At 60.4% G+C, this 19597-nt stretch carries 21 protein-coding genes and 1 tRNA gene; 9 read left to right on the top strand and 13 right to left on the bottom strand.

Annotated features, from left to right (window positions below; translation table 11 throughout):
* Positions 1-42 precede the first annotated feature (42 nt).
* From ICY20_RS00250 to ICY20_RS00235, 5 genes are read left to right on the top strand one after another with little or no spacing between them, the layout of a single operon-like run.
* Positions 43-279, top strand: coding sequence for a hypothetical protein (locus ICY20_RS00250; RefSeq protein WP_194936712.1), 237 nt, complete (start codon positions 43-45; stop codon positions 277-279).
* On the top strand, positions 257-676 hold the full coding sequence (locus ICY20_RS00245) for a type III secretion protein (RefSeq protein ID WP_159958867.1): 420 nt from the start codon (positions 257-259) through the stop codon (positions 674-676). The genes ICY20_RS00250 and ICY20_RS00245 overlap by 23 nt, the downstream gene beginning before the upstream one ends.
* Before the next feature lie 15 nt (positions 677-691).
* Positions 692-2827, top strand: a complete 2136-nt coding sequence (sctC, locus tag ICY20_RS00240; RefSeq protein ID WP_194936711.1) for a type III secretion system outer membrane ring subunit SctC — start codon at positions 692-694, stop codon at positions 2825-2827.
* Positions 2824-3027 carry an HrpT family type III secretion system protein gene (hrpT, locus tag ICY20_RS28110; RefSeq protein WP_228758247.1) on the top strand — a complete coding sequence of 68 codons (204 nt, stop codon included), beginning with the start codon at positions 2824-2826 and terminating at the stop codon, positions 3025-3027. Before sctC ends, hrpT begins: the two co-directional genes overlap by 4 nt.
* Entirely contained in the window at positions 3024-3359 is a 336-nt protein-coding gene (locus ICY20_RS00235) for a transcriptional regulator (RefSeq protein ID WP_194936710.1), read from the top strand. The genes hrpT and ICY20_RS00235 overlap by 4 nt, the downstream gene beginning before the upstream one ends.
* Here ICY20_RS00235 and sctU read toward each other — a convergent pair.
* Genes sctU through sctW form a run of 11 tightly spaced genes read right to left on the bottom strand, consistent with a single transcriptional unit; the run spans position 3350 to position 13507 of the window.
* Complete coding sequence (sctU, locus tag ICY20_RS00230) at positions 3350-4447, bottom strand: type III secretion system export apparatus subunit SctU (RefSeq protein WP_159958861.1); 1098 nt, start codon at positions 4445-4447, stop codon at positions 3350-3352. The two genes, ICY20_RS00235 and sctU, sit on opposite strands and share 10 nt — an antisense overlap.
* The gene (gene sctT / locus ICY20_RS00225) at positions 4444-5232 is read right to left on the bottom strand and encodes a type III secretion system export apparatus subunit SctT (protein ID WP_159958859.1); all 789 of its coding nucleotides are present in this window, start codon (positions 5230-5232) and stop codon (positions 4444-4446) included. The genes sctU and sctT overlap by 4 nt, the downstream gene beginning before the upstream one ends.
* A gap of 10 nt (positions 5233-5242) precedes the next feature.
* The gene (gene sctS, locus ICY20_RS00220) at positions 5243-5506 is read right to left on the bottom strand and encodes a type III secretion system export apparatus subunit SctS (RefSeq protein WP_159958857.1); all 264 of its coding nucleotides are present in this window, start codon (positions 5504-5506) and stop codon (positions 5243-5245) included.
* Between the two features lie 7 nt (positions 5507-5513).
* Positions 5514-6167, bottom strand: coding sequence for a type III secretion system export apparatus subunit SctR (gene sctR / locus ICY20_RS00215; protein ID WP_159958855.1), 654 nt, complete (start codon positions 6165-6167; stop codon positions 5514-5516).
* Positions 6164-7195, bottom strand: coding sequence for a FliM/FliN family flagellar motor switch protein (locus ICY20_RS00210; RefSeq protein ID WP_194936709.1), 1032 nt, complete (start codon positions 7193-7195; stop codon positions 6164-6166). The genes sctR and ICY20_RS00210 overlap by 4 nt, the downstream gene beginning before the upstream one ends.
* Entirely contained in the window at positions 7192-7650 is a 459-nt protein-coding gene (locus ICY20_RS00205) for a type III secretion system HrpP C-terminal domain-containing protein (protein ID WP_194936708.1), read from the bottom strand. The genes ICY20_RS00210 and ICY20_RS00205 overlap by 4 nt, the downstream gene beginning before the upstream one ends.
* The gene (locus ICY20_RS00200) at positions 7647-8060 is read right to left on the bottom strand and encodes a type III secretion protein (RefSeq protein WP_194936707.1); all 414 of its coding nucleotides are present in this window, start codon (positions 8058-8060) and stop codon (positions 7647-7649) included. Before ICY20_RS00200 ends, ICY20_RS00205 begins: the two co-directional genes overlap by 4 nt.
* Positions 8047-9405, bottom strand: coding sequence for a FliI/YscN family ATPase (locus tag ICY20_RS00195; protein ID WP_194936706.1), 1359 nt, complete (start codon positions 9403-9405; stop codon positions 8047-8049). Before ICY20_RS00195 ends, ICY20_RS00200 begins: the two co-directional genes overlap by 14 nt.
* Entirely contained in the window at positions 9402-10295 is an 894-nt protein-coding gene (locus ICY20_RS00190) for an FHA domain-containing protein (protein ID WP_194936705.1), read from the bottom strand. The genes ICY20_RS00195 and ICY20_RS00190 overlap by 4 nt, the downstream gene beginning before the upstream one ends.
* Positions 10296-10343: 48 nt before the next feature.
* The gene (gene sctV, locus ICY20_RS00185; protein WP_194936704.1) at positions 10344-12437 is read right to left on the bottom strand and encodes a type III secretion system export apparatus subunit SctV; all 2094 of its coding nucleotides are present in this window, start codon (positions 12435-12437) and stop codon (positions 10344-10346) included.
* A complete protein-coding gene (gene sctW / locus ICY20_RS00180) occupies positions 12434-13507 on the bottom strand; it encodes a type III secretion system gatekeeper subunit SctW (protein WP_194936703.1) in 1074 nt (357 codons plus the stop codon). Before sctW ends, sctV begins: the two co-directional genes overlap by 4 nt.
* A gap of 261 nt (positions 13508-13768) precedes the next feature.
* Here sctW and ICY20_RS00175 point away from each other — a divergent pair, with 261 nt between their 5' ends.
* The 3 genes from ICY20_RS00175 (at position 13769) to ggt (ending at position 16588) form a co-directional block, all read left to right on the top strand.
* Positions 13769-14320: an RNA polymerase sigma factor gene (locus tag ICY20_RS00175; RefSeq protein ID WP_159958839.1), complete on the top strand. Its 552-nt coding sequence runs from the start codon at positions 13769-13771 to the stop codon at positions 14318-14320.
* 224 nt (positions 14321-14544) lie between these two features.
* Positions 14545-14621, top strand: a tRNA-Met gene (locus ICY20_RS00170).
* A 137-nt stretch (positions 14622-14758) separates the two neighbouring features.
* On the top strand, positions 14759-16588 hold the full coding sequence (ggt, locus tag ICY20_RS00165; RefSeq protein ID WP_194936702.1) for a gamma-glutamyltransferase: 1830 nt from the start codon (positions 14759-14761) through the stop codon (positions 16586-16588).
* Between the two features lie 200 nt (positions 16589-16788).
* Here the strand turns inward: ggt and ddlA are convergent, their stop codons facing one another.
* The gene (gene ddlA / locus ICY20_RS00160) at positions 16789-17883 is read right to left on the bottom strand and encodes a D-alanine--D-alanine ligase (protein ID WP_159958835.1); all 1095 of its coding nucleotides are present in this window, start codon (positions 17881-17883) and stop codon (positions 16789-16791) included.
* 44 nt (positions 17884-17927) lie between these two features.
* Positions 17928-18566, bottom strand: a complete 639-nt coding sequence (locus ICY20_RS00155; protein WP_194936701.1) for a LysE family translocator — start codon at positions 18564-18566, stop codon at positions 17928-17930.
* Positions 18567-18705: 139 nt separating this feature from the next.
* On the opposite strand from ICY20_RS00155, the gene ICY20_RS00150 reads away from it, so the two are divergent.
* Positions 18706-19515, top strand: a complete 810-nt coding sequence (locus tag ICY20_RS00150) for an AraC family transcriptional regulator (RefSeq protein WP_194936700.1) — start codon at positions 18706-18708, stop codon at positions 19513-19515.
* Positions 19516-19597 lie beyond the last annotated feature (82 nt).

Here is a 19597-nt window from a genome sequence, read left to right as displayed (position 1 = left end):
CAGTGGCCACACATGAAGTAGCAACCGACTGGAGACAACCCGATGATTGGTGATGACCGCATACTTCCCAGGCTCTACCGGCAGATGGCCCAGGCCGAAAGACGCTTCGATGAGATCAGTGCCGGCGCTCAAGACGCGCATGACAGCGAAGACCGAGCCATGCTGTTTCAACAGATGATCGAGACAAAGTCCAGCCTCGTCTCTGATATGGCGTTGAGTTCTTCCTATCAGAGCTTCCTGCAAGAGACTGTCAAATTTGCACTCACAAACAGCGCCTAGCCGCTGGCTCGAACCGTTGGTCGACTGTCTCAATGGCCATGAACAGCAGGCCCGGCTATATGAAAGCGACGACGAGCTGAGCCTGCACCGCCATGAATTTCACCTGCTGCTGCGCATTCAATTGACGCATCCTGGCCTGCAAACCTACCCGTTGCAGGCCTGGCAACGTCTCGGACACGCCAGCCTGGCGCATTTCAAAGGCGCTCTGGCGCTTTGCCCCGTAACCGGTCATCTCTGGCTGGTGCAGAGCCTGCCACGGGACTGCAGCCAGGATCATCTGTTGAATGCGCTCGAAGCACTTCTCAACCAACGCGACACCTGGCGCTGCGTCATTGCTCGCCAGGCGAAGCCTGGGCGCAAGTTCCAGGCGATTGCGTTACGTCAGCTGCTGCACTGAAACAGAGAACCTGCCATGTATAACAAGACCCGCAAACGCTCGGGCTTGCCCGTTGCGACTACAAAACGTGCCCACTGGCACAGCCTGATCGCCCTACCGCTGTTGATACTGCCACTGCACAGCAGCCTGGCGGCCATCCCCGCCGAATGGAAAAATACCGCCTACGCCTATGAGGCTGAGCACAAGCCGCTGCGCGATGTTCTTGACGATTTCGCCCAGACCTTTGGTACGCAATTGCAGATCGAAGGCCTGCTCGATGGCAACGTCAATGGGAAAATCCGTGCAAGTACCCCGCAGTCGCTGCTCGATCGACTGGGGATGGAGCATCGTTTTCAGTGGTACCTGTACAACAACACGCTTTACATCAGTGCCCTGGACCAACAGGAGTCCGCGCGCCTGGAAGTATCGAGCGATACCGTGGCCGACCTCAAACAGGCCCTCACCGATATAGGCCTGCTCGATAGCCGCTTTGGCTGGGGGGAACTGCCCGAGGACGGTGTGGTGCTGGTCTCCGGCCCAAGGCGTTACATCGAGCAGATCAAGCAATTCAGCAGCCAGCGCCGCTCAGCCGACGAAAAGCAAAGCGTGCTGACCTACCCGCTGAAGTTCGCGAACGCGGCTGATCGGCAGATCGATTACCGGGGCGAAAAGATGCTTATCCCCGGCGTCGCCAGCATGCTGCAGGGGTTACTCGAACCCCGCTCGCCCTCGGCCACCGCATTGGCCACCAAGGGCCCGTCTTCAGGGGCCGCGGTAATTTCGCCCATGGCCCAAGGCTTTCCCCGGCTGGGCAACCCACTTCTGGGCCAGATGCTTAGCCCTCCGTCCGGCCAGGCCCAGCCGAGCGGTGGGATGTCGCTGACGCCCCGCGCCCCGGTATCGGCCGGTCGCATTCGGGTTGAAGCCGATGTGCGTAACAACGCAGTGATGATCTACGATTTGCCGGAACGCCACGGCATGTATCGCGACCTGATCGCCCAGCTCGACATTGCGCGCAAGCTGGTGGAAATCGACGCCATCATTCTTGATATCGAGCGCACTCAACTGCGCGAGTTCGGGGTCAACTGGGGCTTCCAGAATGGTGGTTTCCGCGCAGGTGTAAATAACATTGCACCAGGCACTTCATCACAATTGTCGATATCCAACAGGGACGGTTTTTTCGCCGATGTACGCGCGCTTGAACGCCGCGGCCTGGCGACCCTGGTGTCGAACCCATCGGTGCTGACCCTGGAAAACCAGCCAGCGGTGATTGACTTTAATCGCACGCAATACCTGACAGCGGGCAACGAAGTCGCGACTATCTTGCCGATTACCGTTGGCACCAGTTTCCAGGTGGTACCACGGGTGATCACCTCTCGCGGTAGCCACCAGATCCATCTGGCGGTGGATATCGAAGACGGCAATTTCGATGAGTCCAACCCCAACCGCATCGGCCCGGATGTACGCAAGGGGGCGGTCAGTACTCAGGCGGTCATGGCGGAAAAGCGCTCTCTGGTGGTGGGTGGTTTTCATGTCACGGAAAATGCCGACACGCTCAACAAGATCCCGCTTCTGGGTGACATCCCCTTGTTGGGCAAAGCCCTGTTTTCGTCCACCGAACGCAAAAACAATCGCCGTGAGCGCCTGTTTATCATCACCCCGCGCGTCATCGGTGATCAGGCCGACCCGTCGCGCTACCTACCGCAGGCCGATCAGGCAGAGTTGCAGGCAGCCCTCAAGCCACTGGCCAGGCGCATGGCCCCGCACGCCCCCGAGATCAAGCGTAACGACCTGATCCACGCGTTGGCCACACTGGTCAGCGGTCAGGTGCCCACGGCCTTTAAAACAGCGCCGATGCCACTGGGCCTTAACACCTTGTGTTCGACCCGCGACCTGCTTGCGCTCAACACCGAGCGTAGCCAGTGGTATGCCGGCCCGCAGTTCAATGTCGCGGTCGTGGTGCTGCGCAACCAACACAACCGCCATGTGCGTATCGATGAAAAAGAGTGCAGCAACTCACAAACCCTGGCCGTCACGGCCTGGCCACGCGCCTGGCTCAAGCCAGGTGAAGAAGCCGAAGTGTTTATCGCCATGCGGCCGGTGGTGAAAGACGAACACATCGGCGTTTCGCGCCCCTCCTTGATCGCCCCAACCGGGAAGAAACCAGAATGACCCGATTACTTTCAAGCCTCACACTGATATGCCTGATGCTGGCTATGGCTGGCTGCGCGCCAACCTGCCGGGGTGACTCCTGTTCACGCCCGCAATCTAGCGCCGACAAGATGGTGATCTGGTGGCCAGAACACATGCGCACGCAACCCGGCCCTTCCGGTGAGCGCTCGGACCACCAGACCATCTCGCTTGAACGATGACCTCTGAGCTGAACGATCTGGTGAGTGGCGTCACCACTCACCTGCCCCTGGCAAAAGGGATCGAGCTGCGCACCCTCAACGCCGGGGCGCAGTTGGGCCTGGCGCTGCAGATAAAGCGCGAAGCGTTGCAAGCCAGGCAAGTACAACGCGTGCTGGAACGACGCTTTGAACAGGCACTGGCGTACGACGGCTGCTATGTGTTTTGCAATGGCGACGATGCGCTGGTGCTTTGGCACAGCCTTGAACCCGCCGACGGGTCACTGGTTAAAGTCCAGAGCCGCTTGCTATCGCTGGCAGGGCTTGAGGCGCTGGATCGCGTCGATCAACGCTGATCCAGCTCAGGCATCTCCAGAGTCTCGCGCTTGGCCTCATCATCCAGTTCTCGCAAGGTGCGGTAAATGAAGGCAACCGCTTGCAGCGTATCGCGAGGAATATTCGAGCCCAGTTTATGCGTGTAGAGCGTGCGCGCCAGCCACACACACTGGATCACAGGGATATCTGCCCGTTTGGCTCGGGCGATCAATTCACGGGCCTGGGCATCGGTACCTTTTTCTACCAGCATCGGCAGAGGTGTCTTGCCGGGGCGGTAGTACAGGGCAACCGCGAAGTGAGTCGGGTTGACCACCAACATGTCGGCCTCTTCCAACTTGGGCAGCTTGACCTTAGGCTCCTCGTTGGCCATCTCGTAGGCCAACTGACGACGCTGGCCCTTGACGTGAGGGTCGCCCTCCATGTCTTTGTACTCCTTGACCACCTCCACCTGAGTCATGCGCATGCGCTTGGCAAAGAAGTACTTCTGCAAGGCCAGGTCGATCAACGCCAACACCAACAGCAACCCCAGGCACACATGCAGCAAGTGTCGAAACAACGCAATCAAAGCCCGCACATAGCTTTGTAGATCACTGCTGGCCAGGCTGATCAATGCGCCCAGTGACGGGCCTATCACCACATACAGAATCAGGCTCAGCAGCACAGCCTTGGCCAAACCCATCAGCAGGTTCATCACCGATTGGCCAGAAAACATCTGCTTGGCCTGTTTCAGCGGGTTCAATCGGTTGAAGTCAGGTTTTAAGGTTTCCGGTGCGAACAACAGCCCGAATTGCAGCCAACTGCTGATCAATTTGATCGCAATTGCCACCCCTGCCATCAACAGGGCAAACGAGAAAAAAACCAATAGGCTTTCCAGCAGGACTTCTTCCAATGCGCGCACAAAGGGTTGGTCCATACGCCTCATTGGCAGGGCCATCAACTGTTGAAACCGTTGCATGCTGGGCTCGGCCGTGAACAACGCAATTTCGCTCAGGGCTGTCAGGACCAGCAGCTTGCCAACGTCCTGGCTCTGCGCAACCTGGCCTTTTTTGCGCTGGTCACGCAGCTTTTTGGGGGTTGCCGCGTGTTTTTTCTCGCCGGAGTCACTCAAGGTTCCACACTCCGAAACATCAGGCCCAGGGTATGTTTGAGATCAGCCAGCAGGCTCATCCGGCCGACGATCAAGTCTTGCAGCAACGGCAGATACAGCAGTAGAAACGCCAACCCGGCCAGGCACTTGATTGGCATCGCCAACGACGACACTTGCAACTGCGGGCTGTATAGGCTCAACAGCGCCACGCCAAACTCCAGTAACAGCAACACCGCGATAAAGGGGGCGGCGTACAACATCATGTGGGTAAACGTATCGCCCAACAGCCCCAGGAACACGGTGAAACCATCGGCTGCAGGCAACGGCAACCAGGTGGTGGCCGGCCAGATCAGGTAGCTGTCCCAGATCACCTGGGTCAGCACACCCAGGCCCAGGGTCACCATCAGCAGGAAAATCGCCAACTGCTTGAACATATGCCCGATGGGCGTGGCGTCTGGCCCCAGGGAGGGGTTGATCTGCCCCCCCGTCAACGCGCCGCGCTGGTTGTCCAGCAAGGCCCCTACCGACTCGAACAACCAGAACGGCATGGCCAGCATCACGCCAAGCAGGATACCCAGGGCAGTCTCTTTCAACACCAGCCCGGCGATCATCACTACCGAATGCTCCTGACCCTGCAAGGCGGCATGAATACCCGGTGCAGGCATCAGGGCCATCACCATCACAATGATGTGTCGGGGCAGGCCTCGAATATGCTGAAAACAGAATGCCGGCACCAGAATCGCACAGGGGTAGATACGTGCCATGCCGATCACCAGGCTGGGCAGATACTCAAGATAAACCTGCAAGCGTGTTACCTCAGTTCAATGCCGAGCGGGCAATCATGTCGAAGGTCAGATTGATCAATTGCATCAACTCCACGCCAATCCAGCGACCGGTCAAGACCAAGGTAATGCCCACCGCCACCAGCTTGATACCGAAGGGTAGGGTTTGATCCTGAATCTGCATCAGCGCCTGCACCAGGGAGGTCAATACGCCAACGATCACCGCCACTATCAACGGTGGCGCCGATAGCACGACCACCAACAACATGCCCTGTTTGAACAGCACGATCGGGTCCATAAACGCCTCAGAGGTAAGACAGGAACAGGCTGTCGAGCAGCCGTGACCACCCTGAAACCAGCACGAAGAGCAGCAGCTTGAGGGGCAGTGAAATGGTCATGGGCGAGACCATCTGCATGCCCAGCGCCAGCAGCAGGTTGGAGACGATCAGGTCGATGACGATAAACGGGATATAGATCAGAAACCCAATTTCGAACCCCGACTGCAACTGCGACAGCACGTAGGCGGGAATCAGCAGGATCAGGTCGTCGCGATGGGTGGCCTGGGCCATTTCCGGCGGCCACATACGCACGCTGTTTTCGACCAGGTGCGTAAGAATGTCAGGGTCGGTATTGCGCGACATAAACACACGCAACGGTTGGATCGCATGGCTGCTGGTGTCCTGGAACGCCTGCACGCTGGTCACGTCCACCGGGGTGACCTTGACCACCTGCGCGATTTCATACCCCACCGGAGCCATGATGAACAGCGTAGCCGCCAGGGCAATGCCATTGATCGCCATGCTGGGAGGCACCTGCTGCACGCCAAGGGCATTGCGCGTAATCATCAGCACAATGACGATCTTCAGAAACGCGGTACACACGATCAGCAGCATCGGCATCAACGACACAGCGCCAAGAAACAGCGCCAGCAGAACGGGGTCGATCCCCTGCCAATTCATCGGGAAAAAATCACACGGGACAACTGCAGGCCAAGGCGCCCGTCCACATCCACAAGCTTGCCGTGACCGATGGGCCGGTCACCGTAATACAGGCCCGCCATCCCCGGCGCATACCCCGAGACTCCTACCACCGCACCGGGTGCAAGCTGACGCAACTCCCCCAGGGACAACTGCAGCGTGCCGCAACGCACGGTCAAGCTCATCGCCAACTCGTCGAACGGCTCATGCCCGAATACATCGATGGGTGCCTGATCCTCGGCGACCGAAGAGTCGCTCCAATCGTAGCCCTGGCTTTGGTCAGCTAACACCTCATTCACACACATGTCCTCAATAGAAAAAAGAGTAAAGCGCAAGGTCCCGTTGTCATCGTCAAGACGCCCGTGCAGCTGATGACTGCCCAGGCGCAAGTGCCCCTCACCTTCGGCGTTGAACATCGGTTTTGTCAGCATCAGTACGTCACCCGGCCGTATGCCGCTGACTTCGCTGATAGGCAGCTGCGAACGCCCAAGTAGCAGTGACAGTGACAGCGCAAACGCAGGGGGCAGCGGCGGTGCCAAGGGTTGCCAGGGGCCGGCAGCGCACAGGGTCAGGAAGGTTTCCGGGGTCAGCCTCAGGCAATCGACCACCCGTGACTCACCCAACGTCACCGTCAGTCGACAACTGAACGCGGCGGGTTTCGAGCCCGTCTTCAACCGCAAAAAACCGAGCAGCGATTGCACTTGCGGGCTGAGTTGATGCTGAAATAAAGCCCAGAACCAAGCGTCAGAATCGTTGCCCTGCGGGGCTAACGTCACCGGGCAATCGCCGAGCAAACTGAGCACCGGCCCAGGCTCTGAGAACGCCAGTACGCCCACTGCGGTTTCAAAGCCAACGGCGGTATCCCCGACAGGTGCATGGCCCGGTTCCATGATCAATTCGCCATGCTGACCAGCCACCTGATAAGACAGGCGTAAACCTTTTCCCAACCGACGCAAGGCGTCTACTGTAGCGCTGTCGACCGTAGGTAATATCAGGGGTGAAATCCTCATGGAGAGCCTGAGTCGGCAATGGTCAGATGGATAGGCCGCCCGAGGTCAGTGCTCAAGCGCGCCTGGCAGTGCTGTCGTACGCGGCCCAGCCACAAACGTGTGTCCTCTCTCTCGGCATCCAGCTCAATGTGCAAAGCCCCTTGCTCACGTCGTGCGCTGACGTCAACCCGGCCCAGGCGCGGCAAAAAAAACGCCGCCTGCAGTGGCCACTGGGTTGCCGTGTTGAAGCGTGGCACCAACTGTTCGGCAAAGGCCTCGACCTGTGTCAGGTCGGCGCTGGCCATCGATGGACACTTGGAGTGCTGCAAGCCCTTCCCTTCGCCCTCGCCTTCGCCGCGAAACAGTTGCGAAAAAAGGCGCCCCTGCTCCCACGGCAACACGATCCCTGCCGACGTTTCACGCTCGTCACGCGCGGGGCGTGGGCGTTCAGACTTGCTGGGTGGGACTTGAGTCATGGCATCTCCTGCGCCAACAGGGCTGAAAGCTCCTGGAGTTTTTCTACTTGGCGCAGGCATTGGCTGACCTGTTTTTGCGCGAGTTGCACCTCAATCACGTGTGCCTCCTTCTGCCCGTGCAGAGCCTGCAAACGACCATCGTCACGCAGGGTGTCGGCAGACAGGGTGTGCTCCTTGGCCGCCCAGGACCTGAGCGCCTGCAGCGAAACAACGTGCCCCTGGTGCTCGCTCAACAACTGCGCGCTTTGCAGGGCTTGCTGTTGACGCGACTGCTCCAGCGCGTCCTGAGCCTGGCCTATGTGCGACAACAAGGTTTGTTGTTGCCGCGCCGCCTCACGCAGCGTGCGCTCGGCACGGTCGGCACGGTGCCTGCGCAGGCGCCGCAGGGTTTCCAGCTCAGAAAGGGACATATGCCGTCAGCTCCGTCAGTTGTTCGAGGGTGGAGGCCAGTGGCGAAGGCTCGCGCAAGTCCTGGCGCAGAAAGCCATCCACTGCCTGGCGGCTCTGCACCGCCCGGTCGGTGAGCTCATCGTTGCCGGCCTGGTATTCCCCCAACTTGAGCATCAGCTCAATCTGCTGGTACGCCGACAACAGCCGCCGCAGCGCGGTGCCGGCCTTGATGTGCGCAGGCTCAGCCACATTGCTCAGGATTCGCGAAAGGCTGGCCAGCACGTCTACGGCGGGGTAATGCCCGCGTTCAGCAAGCTTGCGCGACAGTACGATGTGGCCGTCGAGCAGAGAGCGCACTTCATCGGCCACCGGGTCGCTCATGGAGTCTTGTTCGATCAGCACGGTGTAGATCGCGGTGATCGCTCCCTCTTGGGTCAAACCGGCGCGCTCCACCAGCCGTGGCAGCAAGCTATAGACCGACGGCGGCAAACCACCCCGGCCCAACGGCTCACCCGCCGCCAGGCCGATTTCACGCTGGGCGCGTGCAAAACGGGTCAGGGAGTCAATCAGCAGCAACACCTTCTTCCCCTTACGGCGGAACCCTTCAGCCAAGGCCGTGGCAGTGAATGCAGCACGCGCCCGCTCCATGCTGGAGCGGTCCGAGGTGGCACACACCAACACCGCCTTGGCGCGCAATTGGTCATCCAACTCATGATCAAGAAACTCACGCAGCTCGCGCCCGCGCTCACCAATCAGGCCGAACACGATCACATCGCACGCCACGTTACGGGCGATCTCGGCCAGCAAGGTGGTCTTGCCGCAACCCGCGCCGGCAAACAGCCCCACGCGCTGACCTTCACCCAGCGTCAGCAACCCATCAATCGAGCGCACGCCGGTGGCCAGTGCCTGACTGATGCGCGGGCGCTCGGTGGGCAGCGGCGCTTCACACAGTACGTTGGTCGCCTCCTGGGTGTCGGTATCGACAAACGCACCAGGCCCGTCCCCCACAATCGGCCGCCCGAAACCATCGAGCACCTGCCCCAGTAGGTCATCGCCTACGCACACGCGATGGGGCACGCCCAGGCGCTCAACGCTGGCACCCACCTGCACCCCTTCAAGGTTGCCCAAGGCACTGAGTACCGCGTCCTGGTGGTCGAAGCCAATGATCTCGGCGAGCATGCTGTCACCGCCGGTTTTGTCGACCTTGCACAAGTCACCGATGCGCGCCTGCGGTAACCGGCATTGCAGCAACATACCGTTGACGCGCTGGATACGACCGCGCACCCCCACTGGCGCAAAGGCTGCCAGATGACCGGCCTGGCGCTGTTGCCAAGCGTCGAGACGAGCCTGCAAGTCTTGAGTCACCAGCGCACCTCATAGCGGTGCAGGCCATCGAAAACCAGCCGACCGTTATCAATGGAAACCAGACGAACCCCATCCACCTCATCCCCAAGAAACAGACGCTGCCCGCCCTCCAGAACGACATGCCCGTTCGGGCCGCCGATGATCTGCACGATCTTGAACGGCGGCTGGCTGCTGCCTTCGCGCACCCGACTCATCACCGGCACCGAGCTGTCGAACTGTTCGGCAAAGCGCACGAGCATGCGCGACAGCAATGCCATCTGCTCTTGGGAGACCTCACCACTGAGCGACACCTGCCCATTAACCACTTGCAAGGTGACTCGCTGCGCCAAGTCGCGCTCATTGAGCATCTTGAGCAATTGCTGACGCACTTCGGGGGCAGAGACCAGCTCGATTTTTTGCGTTGAGGCCTGCAGCAGTGAGGCTTCGGGCTGGCTGTCTTCGCCGGTCATCATGCCCACCGCCATCACCAGAACGGCAACCATCAGCAGCCCCCCCATCCAGCGTTTCTGTGTCGATTTGGGCATCGTGCTCAGCGGGAGCTCTTGCGGTGTATCGTGGGGCACCTCCTGCTCCACCGGCTCAGGTTCAGTGGGCCACGGCTGATCCGCAAGGGACACGCAGAGTCGAATACCGCTGATGGAAAACGGCAGGTCCGCAGCCAGGTCGGCAATTTGCGCAACCAACGTCCCAAACGCATCCTGCATCAGCCCCGCTTCGGCCTGTACAGACCAGCGATCGCCCGCCCGGCGGACCCACACATGGCGTTGCGCAATGGCGGGATCGTAAAGCACCAGATCGGCTTCAGTGCTGGCGCCGACACACCATTGCTCACCAAACAGCGGCAAGGCAGCGCCCTGCTGTGAACCATTGAGCACCCGCAACTCAAACATCGTCAGCCCTCATCGGGGCTGACGCCCAGCGGGCGTGGCGCCGTGCATTCATGCCACAGCCTCATGCAGATGCCCGTCACCGTCCAGATCAAAACGCCCCAGCACTTTCACCTTTGAGGCACTGCCCAGTTCGGCAAACGACAGCACGGGCACATGGTTGAACTCTTCAATCAACAAGGTTCGCAATGGGCTGCGCAGGTCTTGCGCCACCAGCAGCACGCGCTTGCTTTTGGCGCGCAGTGGGAAGGCTTGTTTGAGCAGCTCGATCAGCACCGCGCTGCTGTCATTGTCGAGGGCGAAGAACACCCCCGTCTGAGTCTGGCGCAGGGCTTCACGCAGGACGTTTTCGGTCTGGGGCGACAGCAACCAGGCATGCAGGCCATCGACTTCGCTGTGCTGGTGAAAAATATGTGCCTTGAGGGCAATGCGTGCATAGTCGGCCAGCGCCTCCGGCTCACGTTCATGTTGGCCGTACTCAACCAGCGACTCGACAATCAAGCGCACGGCACGCAGCGGTACACCCTCACTCGCCAGGCGTTGCAATACGGCCGAAAAACGTGACAGCGGCATGATGCGTTGCACTTCTTGCACCAACTCGGGCTGGCTGGCCTCCAGCCAACTGAGGATCGACTTGCTCTCCTGCACGCCCAAGAACTGCGGGCCGCTGAGCATCATCGCCCGGCTCATGCGCTCAATAACCAAGGCCTGGGCCGTGAAGCGCTCCAGTTGCTCGTCATCGAGCAATGGATGATCCGGCGCCAGCCACACCCACGCCTCTTCTTCCCGTGCCACCCGGCCTTCTACGCCGTCCTCAACGTGCGCCGTCAGGCCGACACGTTCCACCGCCATCCAAGAACCGATAGTCGCCCTGAGCACTGGTATTTCATGGACGCAGAAGCGCAGCTCATCGTCCTCAAGCGTTGGCACAAACTCGACTTCAAATGCCGGGAGGGTCAAGCCCAGGTTGGCCACCAGCCCGTTACGGGTCTGGCGAATGCGTTGCATCAACTCCGTGGCGAAGAGACTGCTCTGCAAATGCGAAGGAAACTGCAGCAGGTAAGGGCGTGAAGGGTCGAACGCACGCAGGTCTTCATCGCCGTTGTCGTGCGCAGCGGTGATGTCGCTGTCGCCCCCCTCGGGCTGGCTTTGTCGCTTTCGCTCTTTCGCCAGGTAATACCCCAGAGAACCGGTTGCCAGCGCAATCAGGATAAATACCACCGTCGGCATTCCGGGCAACGCGGCAAACGCCAGCATGCCCACCGAGGCGATCATCCAGCTCTTGGGCTCGCTGGTCATTTGCCGGGCAATTTCGGCGCCCATGTTGGTCACGCCCCGGCGCGCATCCGGCGCAACGCGGGTAATGATCATGCCGGCGGTCAGAGAGATCAGCAGCGCGGGGATCTGTGCGATCAGGCCGTCACCGATGGTCAGCACCGAGTACAACGCCATGGAGTCGGCGGCGCTCATGCCGTGCTGGAACATACCGGTAGAGAAGCCGCCCAACAGGTTGATCAGCACGATCACCAGGCCCGCAATCGCATCGCCCTTGACGAATTTCATCGCCCCATCCATGGCGCCGAACAGCTGACTCTCGCGCGATAGCTGCTCGCGTTTGTCCCGCGCCTGCGCGCCGTCGATCAGGCCGGCACGCAGATCGCTGTCGATGGACATCTGCTTGCCGGGCATTGCATCCAGACTGAACCGCGCAGCGACCTCAGCGACCCTCTCCGAGCCTTTGGTGATCACCAGGAAGTTGACGATGGTGAGGATCATAAAGATCACCAGGCCCACCGCCAGGTTGCCGCCCACTACAAAATTGCCGAATGCCTCGACTATGTCACCGGCATCCTGCTCCAACAGAATCAAGCGCGTGGTGGCAATCGACAACGCGAGGCGAAACATGGTGGTCAGCAGCAAAATCGACGGGAACGAGGAGAACGCCAACGGCCCGGGCAGGTACAGCGCCAGCACGATCAACAAACAGGAAATACAGATATTCAGCGCGATCAGGATGTCGACCAGCCAGGTCGGCAGCGGCACTATGAAGATAAACACAATCGCCATGACCACTACAGCGCCCAGCACTTCGGCACGTTGCGCGACCTTGAGCAGTATCCGATTGACGCTCGCCAACGCAGTCACGTCAGGCCCCTCGAATCATCACTCGGGCGCGGGGGCAGTTTCTCCAGGCGCGTCAGCTCGTCCATCACCACCAGCACGTTATGCAAGCCCTCCTGACGCCCGCGGCTGTCGCGCCACAACGGCAGCGGCAAGCTTTTGAGCATCGGGTAAATCCCGTTCAACGTGGTCAACTGGCCGCCGGACGATGCCCCAGTCAAGTCCCCCGCCAGCCGCTGAACCTCGGCAGGCGCGATACCACCGCTGGCATACCCGAGCAAACGTTGAAGCAGCACCACCGCGTCGTGTTCAACCTTCAGGCGTTGGATCAACTGCACACAATGGCTCAACGTACCGCCCAATTGACCGCAGCTTTGCAGCCCGAGCAGGAGTGTGCGCAATTTGGCAGACGGGATTGATGACGCCTGCGCCGCAATATCATCTGCCAGCGCTCGGCGCATCACATTGAGGCCGGCCGCGAACTGCTCGCCGCCGTATATGCCCAGCAGAGACTGCATCATGGTCGCCAAGGATTGGCGCACCACCACGGTCGCGTAGTAAAGCGCACGCATTGCCTGGCGCTCTTGAGGATCGTCAGTGGCGACATGCAACGCCATCGCGATGTTCAGGCCGGCCTGGATTTCCCGCTGATAGCGCAGCTCCAGCTTGGCTAGCGCATCGCGCGCCAACGCCGCTTCGGTCTTGCGCACCTCAGCCTCTGCCTGGGCCGTCACCTGGCGCAGAACCACATAGGTACGGGCCGGATCATTGCCGGTGAGCTCCAGCAGCTTATCGATGCCAGGCTGTTGCAAGAGTTGCAGGCGCACGCGGCGCGAAATAGCAGCCAGATTCGCTTGGGCAGGGTGCCCCAACTGGTCATAAAGCTGCGACAGCTGCTCGACCGGGGTCACTCGAGCGCCCAACGCGCGCTGGTTCAAAGCCTTGCTGTTAAATGCCACTTCCTGACTGAAAAGATTGGCAAGGTCGTCCGCCGCCGGCGCTGCGACAGATGCCTGAGCATGCGCCGTGCTGACAGCAGCAGGCCTATCCAGGCTTTGAAGTGCTTGCACGTCGGGAATGGATTCAACTTTCATGGACAGGCCGGTGCAGAGAGTGTGTGCTTGTGTGGCAAACCTCCCCGGTTCGGTTCCATGGAATTCAACATCACCCCGTATTTTGAAAAGACCCGCACGCCCCTAGGCCGCTTTGTGCAAACAACTGCACGAAAACAGTCGATTTCAAGATATTTATCTATATAAATCAAATAGTTATGTGATTTTTCCGCTTGGCACATCCAGTGCTAAAGGGCTTTGCGTCGACTCCATTTCGATCGCGTCTACCCTGAGGAAAAAATCATGGATATCCCTATTGGTGCATTGGCTCACCTTGTTGGCGGCTCGCCTCAATTCATGCTCCACCTGACGGACGACCATCAGAAAAAACTCCGACGTTTTATTCACAAGCGTGTATTGAACCCCGAGGATGCCGACGACATCCTGCAACTGACCTACCTCGAAGCCTGGCGCAACCGGGACCGCTTCAGCGGCCAGGCCACTCTCAGCACCTGGATGTGCGGGATTGCACAGAACCTGATTCGCAACCACTTCCGGCGCCTGTACGCCAAACCGGTGCATTGCGAATTTGATGAAGCTCTGTGGCATGGACAAGAGGAGAACAACAACCTGGATTGGGAGTTCGAAATCAACCGGCGGCTGGAAAAAACCCTGATTGCCATCAAGGACCTGCCGGTGGAAATGCGCAAAACGCTATACGCATCCCTTGAGACCGACGGCAGCTACCAAGACACTGCCGACGCGCTGGATATCCCCATTGGCACTGTGAGGTCCCGCCTGTCGCGGGCTCGCGAACAACTGAAGCGCGTCACCCACAACCCGCTGTATCCGTAAGCCCGGCCAATTAGCCGTTGTTGGGCGGCAGGGATATCTGCCCAACTTTCGAGCGCCGCAGCCACCGCACGCCCACCTCAGGTCGCCCTCACCGCAACGCCCACGTACACCCCACCACTCGTCGCCGAATTAGCTGCTTTTTCTTAAACAGTTGAAAGCGTAGATAAAAATTCAAAATAAATGCTTGACGCATTGCCGTTCTGAGCGAATAATGCGCGCCACTTGGCTACATAGCTCAGTTGGTTAGAGCATAGCATTCATAATGCTGGGGTCCGGGGTTCAAGTCCCTGTGTAGCCACCAAGTACTAAAAACGGCTTACCGAAAGGTAGGCCGTTTTTTTATGCCCGCAAAAAAGTACCGACCACCCGCAGCTCTATCCGCAGGGTCCGACTTACCTGTAAAAAGTACAGCCCCAAGGACAACAGATCATTCTCAAAATGAACGGAGTTCAGCGCGTGCTTTTGATTTCCCGCCGGCAGCTGTTTGTGATTGCGACAGCCCTCACCCTGGCCGCCTGTCATACCCCAGTCAACGAACAACCACCGGCACCAGAGCTGGGGTCGGGCTACCGCACCGACCTCACTACCCGCCACGCCGAACGCCATATGGCCGCCGCCGCCAACCCACTGGCGGCCCAAGCCGGGCGTGAAATGTTGCGCCAGGGCGGCTCAGCGATTGATGCGGCGATTGCGATGCAGGCCGTGTTGACCTTGGTAGAACCGCAATCGTCGGGCATCGGTGGCGGTGCTTTCATCATGCTGTGGGACGGCAAAAACGTGCACGCGTACGACGGCCGCGAAACCGCACCGGCCGGTGCGACTGAGCGATTGTTCCTCAACGCGGACGGCACGCCGATGGCCTTTGCCCAGGCGCAGATCGGTGGGCGTTCGGTGGGTACACCGGGCGTGTTGCGGGCGCTGGAGATGGCTCATAAGCAAACCGGGCGCCTGCCATGGGCCAAGCTGTTTGAGCCGGCGATTCGCTTGTCGGAACAAGGCTTCGCGATTTCCCCACGCCTGCATGCGCTGATCGCCGCTGACCGATACATCCCAAATTCGCCAGACATGGCGGTGTACTTTTTAAACACCGATGGCACGCCCAAGGCCACGGGTACGTTGTTGAAAAACCCGGCGCTGGCCACGGTGTTCAAGCGCATCGCCAAAGAAGGGCCGGACGCGCTGTACCGCGGGCCGATTGCCGATGAAATTGCGCGCAAGGTTCAGGGCCATCGCAATCCGGGCAGCCTCTCCCAAGCCGATCTCGGCAGCTACACCGCCAAGCAGCGCACGCCGCTGTGCACCGACTACAAACGATGGAAAGTGTGCGGCATGCCGCCACCGTCATCGGGCGGGATTGCCATTGCGCAGATCCTGGGTACGTTGCAGGCGCTGGAAGCCCGCGACCCACAGCTCGCCATCGCGCCGATGAAACCCCGGAAAAGCGCATCGCCGGCAGGCCAGGAGCCGACGCCCGAAGCCGTCCACCTGCTCGCCGAAGCGGGTCGCCTGGCCTTCGCCGACCGTGCGTTGTACGTGGCCGATGCCGATTTTGTACCGGTGCCGGTCGCCGGTCTCGTCGCCCCGGACTATCTCGCCAAACGTGCTGCGTTGATTGGCGAGCGCAGCATGGGCACCGCCAAGCCGGGCACACCTGCGGGAGTCCAGTTGGCCTACGCGCCGGACCGTTCACCGCTGCGCATCTCCACCTCGCAAGTGGTGGCAGTGGATGACCTGGGTGGCGCCGTGTCGATGACCACCACGGTGGAGGCAGCATTCGGCGCCCATGTGATGGTTCAGGGCTTTTTGCTCAACAACCAGATGACCGACTTCTCGTTCATCCCCGAAGAAAACGGCCAGCCGGTGGCCAACCGCGTCGAGCCCGGCAAGCGCCCGCGCTCGGCCATGGCGCCGACACTGGTGTTTGACCGCAACAGCGGCGAGCTGCTTGCTACCGTGGGCTCGCCAGGCGGATCGCAAATTATCGAGTATGTGAGCAAGTCCCTAGTGGCGATGCTCGACTGGAACCTTGACCCGCAAGCCGCCATCAACCTGCCCAACTTCGGCAGCCGCAACGGCGCGACCGAGCTGGAACACGGGTTGTTCAGCCCGGCCTTGAAACAGACGCTCAAGGACAAGGGCCATGCGCTGAGCGAGATCGATATGACCAGCGGCGTCCAGGCCATCGTTCGCACGCGTGATGCCCAGGGCAAGGTGAGGCTGGAAGGTGGCGCAGACCCTCGGCGTGAGGGCGAAGCGGTCGGTGACTGACAACTTGGCTATCGCCGAAGCCCGCCCCTCTGCGAGGAGGGATTGTGGCGAGGGAGCTTGCTCCCGCTGGGCTGCGCAGCAGCCCCAAAACCGGCCGCAGCGTTTTTTACTCAAAGAACGCGTCAAGCTGACCAGGGGGGCTTCGCCCCCGACGGGAGCAAGCTCCCTCGCCACAGGGGTCACGTTCATACCGGGAAATCTCAGCGACTAATCTTGAGCGTCCTGCGCCCCGCATGCCGCTCCAGCGCCAACTCAATCAGCCGAGTGACCAGCTCGCTGTAGCTCATCCCCGCTGCCTGCCACAGCTTGGGGTACATGCTGATGCGGGTGAAGCCTGGCAGTGAGTTGATCTCGTTGATCAGCACTTGGCCGTCCTCGGTCAGAAACACATCGACCCGCGCCAGACCCGCGCAGCCCAGCACTTCAAACGCCTCGATGGCCAAGCCACGAATACGCTCGCTTGCCTCAGTGCTGATCGCCGCCGGCACCACCACCTGGGCCGCCTGGCCGTCGATGTATTTGCTGTCATAGGAATAGAAGCCGTTGCTCACCACGATCTCACCGCAGCCGCTGGCGATGGGGTCGTCATTGCCCAGTACGGCACATTCGATTTCACGGCCTTTGACGGCAGACTCCACCAGCACTTTTTCATCAAAGCCCAGAGCCAGTTCGATGGCAGCGTGGTATTCGACTTCATCGGCAACTCTGCTTACACCTACCGATGAGCCCTGGTTGGCCGGCTTGACGAACATTGGCAGGCCCAGCGTGCTCACCGCAGTCTCAAAGGAAGTGCGTGCGGCGTTGCGACGCGTAAGGGTGATGAACGGCGTAACGGCGATGCCCGCATCGCGCAGCAGGCGCTTGCTGATGTCCTTGTCCATGCACATCGCCGAGCCCAGCACGTCGGAGCCGACGAAGGGCAGGTCCGCCATGCGCAAAAGGCCTTGCAGGCAACCGTCTTCGCCGAGGGTGCCGTGGACGATGGGGAAGATCACATCGATGTGTTCCAGCAGGCCGCTGCCGGTGGTTTCCACCACTTGCTGGCTGGCCTTGCCGGGCACGACGGCCAGCTCACGGTTGGATTGATTGAGGGCGATCAGGGCCGGGTTTTCCTGGTTGATCAGGAAGTTGGAAGTGTCGTTGAGGTGCCAGTGACCGGCCTTGTCGATGCCGATCAGCACGGGCTCAAAACGCGTGCGGTCCAGCGCATCGACAATGTTGCGCGCCGACTGCAACGAGACTTCGTGCTCCGCCGAACGGCCACCAAAAATAATACCTACCCGCACCTTGCTCATGACCCTGCCTCACTGTTGAACGTAAGGCTTCTTACCACGACCCGTCAGCGATTCGCTACCAGATGTGCGCCGAACAGCACGTAGCAGCCGCCAGCGAAACGGTCGAGCCACTTGCGGGAACGGCTGTAGAGGCTGGCCATGCGCTCGCTGGAAAACACTAGGGCGACGCAGGTGTACCAACTGAAGGACAAGGTCGCCATGGTGATCACTGCCAGGGTCAACAGCATCGGCGACGGCGACGGCGGCATGGTGGAGGCGAAGATGGTGGCGACGAACAGCGCAGCCTTGGGGTTGGACAAGTTACCCAGCAGCCCCAGGCGCCACGCCGAGAACAGCGAGCGCCGAGGCTCGACCGGCAACAGGTTCTGGCCCAAGGCTGGCGCCGAGCGCTTGAACAGTTTCAGCCCCAGGTAGATGAGGTAACAGCCACCGATGATCTTGAAGGCCAGGTACAGCATCGGTGCGGCGGTAAACAGCGACTTGATCCCCAGGCCACCCGCCAGCCCCCACATGATCGTGCCAGTGGCCACGCCAGACGAGGCCACCACGCCGTGGCGGCGCGAGCAACTGGCCGCCAGTTGCGCGGTGTTGAAGAAGTTGGGGCCCGGCGTCACCACCGCCACGGTCCACAGCAGGGCCAACGAAACCAAGGGCGCCACGTAGGCGGGGTTTACGATATCCATGGGCGGCAGCTCCATCAGCGCAGGTCACGAATGGCGATCATAGGCCTCGCCTCCGCCCTGCACAATCGTACAAGACCTCGGCAGACAAGGGATGCAGACTGGGTTAACGTGTTTCCACCTCTTTTTGTGACAAGTCACCATGGGCAACCCCACCCGCACCCTCGACTGGCTGCACCGCGCCCCGCATGCCAGTGGCCTGGACCGTATCGAGGCGTACTTTGCTGGCTTCGCCTTCGACCCTCATCGCCATGACACCTATGCCATTGGCCGGACCTTGTCGGGCGTGCAGAGCTTTCATTATCGCGGTGAGATGATCCACAGCCTGCCAGGCACGACCATGGTGCTTCACCCCGATGAAACCCACGACGGCCATGCTGGCAGTGAGGAGGGCTTCAAGTACCGGATGATTTATGTGGAGCCGGCGCTGATCCAGCAGATCCTCGGCGGTAAACCGTTGCCGTTTATCCCCGGTGGCTTGTCCACAGACACACGGTTGTTCCGCGCCAGCGAAGTGCTGCTGCAAAATCTGGACTGCCCCATAGACCCGCTACAGGAACAGGATGCGATGTTCGACCTGGCCCTGGCACTGAGCAGCGCCTCGGGCGAAATCATCAGCCGCAAGACCTTCGATTATGTGGCCGCCGAACGCGCGCGGGAATTTATCCACAGCGCCTTGGGCCGCAGCATCACCCTGGATGAAATGGCCGACCACGCCGGGCGCGATCGCTGGGCGTTGTCGCGGGACTTTCGCCTGTTGTTTGGTACCAGCCCTTATCGCTACCTGACGATGCGCCGGTTGGACCTGGTGCGCAGCCTGCTGGATCAGGGTCAGTCACTAGTGGACGCCGCGATGATTGCCGGGTTCACCGACCAGAGCCACATGACCCGGCAATTTCGCAGCACTTACGGCATGCCGCCGTCGCGTTGGGTGAAGATGCTGGGGCGCTGATTCCCCAGCATTGAAATGCAGTCAATGTGGGAGGTGGCTTGCCTGCGATGGCGGCGGGTCAGCTACAAAAGTGATGACTGAT

The sequence above is a fragment of the Pseudomonas pisciculturae genome (genome assembly GCF_015461805.1).
Lineage (GTDB): Bacteria > Pseudomonadota > Gammaproteobacteria > Pseudomonadales > Pseudomonadaceae > Aquipseudomonas > Aquipseudomonas pisciculturae.
The sequence above is the reverse complement of the archived record's forward strand: the minus strand, read 5'-3'. Positions and strand labels throughout refer to the sequence as shown.

Excerpts from the sequence above, each read along its gene's own strand:
- ICY20_RS00250 (WP_194936712.1), top strand. The coding sequence starts at position 43 with ATGATTGGTGATGACCGCATACTTCCCAGGCTCTACCGGCAGATGGCC.
- sctC (WP_194936711.1), top strand. The coding sequence starts at position 692 with ATGTATAACAAGACCCGCAAACGCTCGGGCTTGCCCGTTGCGACTACA.
- hrpT (WP_228758247.1), top strand. The coding sequence starts at position 2,824 with ATGACCCGATTACTTTCAAGCCTCACACTGATATGCCTGATGCTGGCT.
- ICY20_RS00235 (WP_194936710.1), top strand. The coding sequence starts at position 3,024 with ATGACCTCTGAGCTGAACGATCTGGTGAGTGGCGTCACCACTCACCTG.
- sctS (WP_159958857.1), bottom strand. The coding sequence starts at position 5,506 with ATGGACCCGATCGTGCTGTTCAAACAGGGCATGTTGTTGGTGGTCGTG.
- sctR (WP_159958855.1), bottom strand. The coding sequence starts at position 6,167 with ATGAATTGGCAGGGGATCGACCCCGTTCTGCTGGCGCTGTTTCTTGGC.
- ICY20_RS00210 (WP_194936709.1), bottom strand. The coding sequence starts at position 7,195 with ATGAGGATTTCACCCCTGATATTACCTACGGTCGACAGCGCTACAGTA.
- ICY20_RS00205 (WP_194936708.1), bottom strand. The coding sequence starts at position 7,650 with ATGACTCAAGTCCCACCCAGCAAGTCTGAACGCCCACGCCCCGCGCGT.
- ICY20_RS00200 (WP_194936707.1), bottom strand. The coding sequence starts at position 8,060 with ATGTCCCTTTCTGAGCTGGAAACCCTGCGGCGCCTGCGCAGGCACCGT.
- ICY20_RS00190 (WP_194936705.1), bottom strand. The coding sequence starts at position 10,295 with ATGTTTGAGTTGCGGGTGCTCAATGGTTCACAGCAGGGCGCTGCCTTG.
- sctW (WP_194936703.1), bottom strand. The coding sequence starts at position 13,507 with ATGAAAGTTGAATCCATTCCCGACGTGCAAGCACTTCAAAGCCTGGAT.
- ICY20_RS00175 (WP_159958839.1), top strand. The coding sequence starts at position 13,769 with ATGGATATCCCTATTGGTGCATTGGCTCACCTTGTTGGCGGCTCGCCT.
- ggt (WP_194936702.1), top strand. The coding sequence starts at position 14,759 with ATGAACGGAGTTCAGCGCGTGCTTTTGATTTCCCGCCGGCAGCTGTTT.
- ddlA (WP_159958835.1), bottom strand. The coding sequence starts at position 17,883 with ATGAGCAAGGTGCGGGTAGGTATTATTTTTGGTGGCCGTTCGGCGGAG.
- ICY20_RS00155 (WP_194936701.1), bottom strand. The coding sequence starts at position 18,566 with ATGGATATCGTAAACCCCGCCTACGTGGCGCCCTTGGTTTCGTTGGCC.
- ICY20_RS00150 (WP_194936700.1), top strand. The coding sequence starts at position 18,706 with ATGGGCAACCCCACCCGCACCCTCGACTGGCTGCACCGCGCCCCGCAT.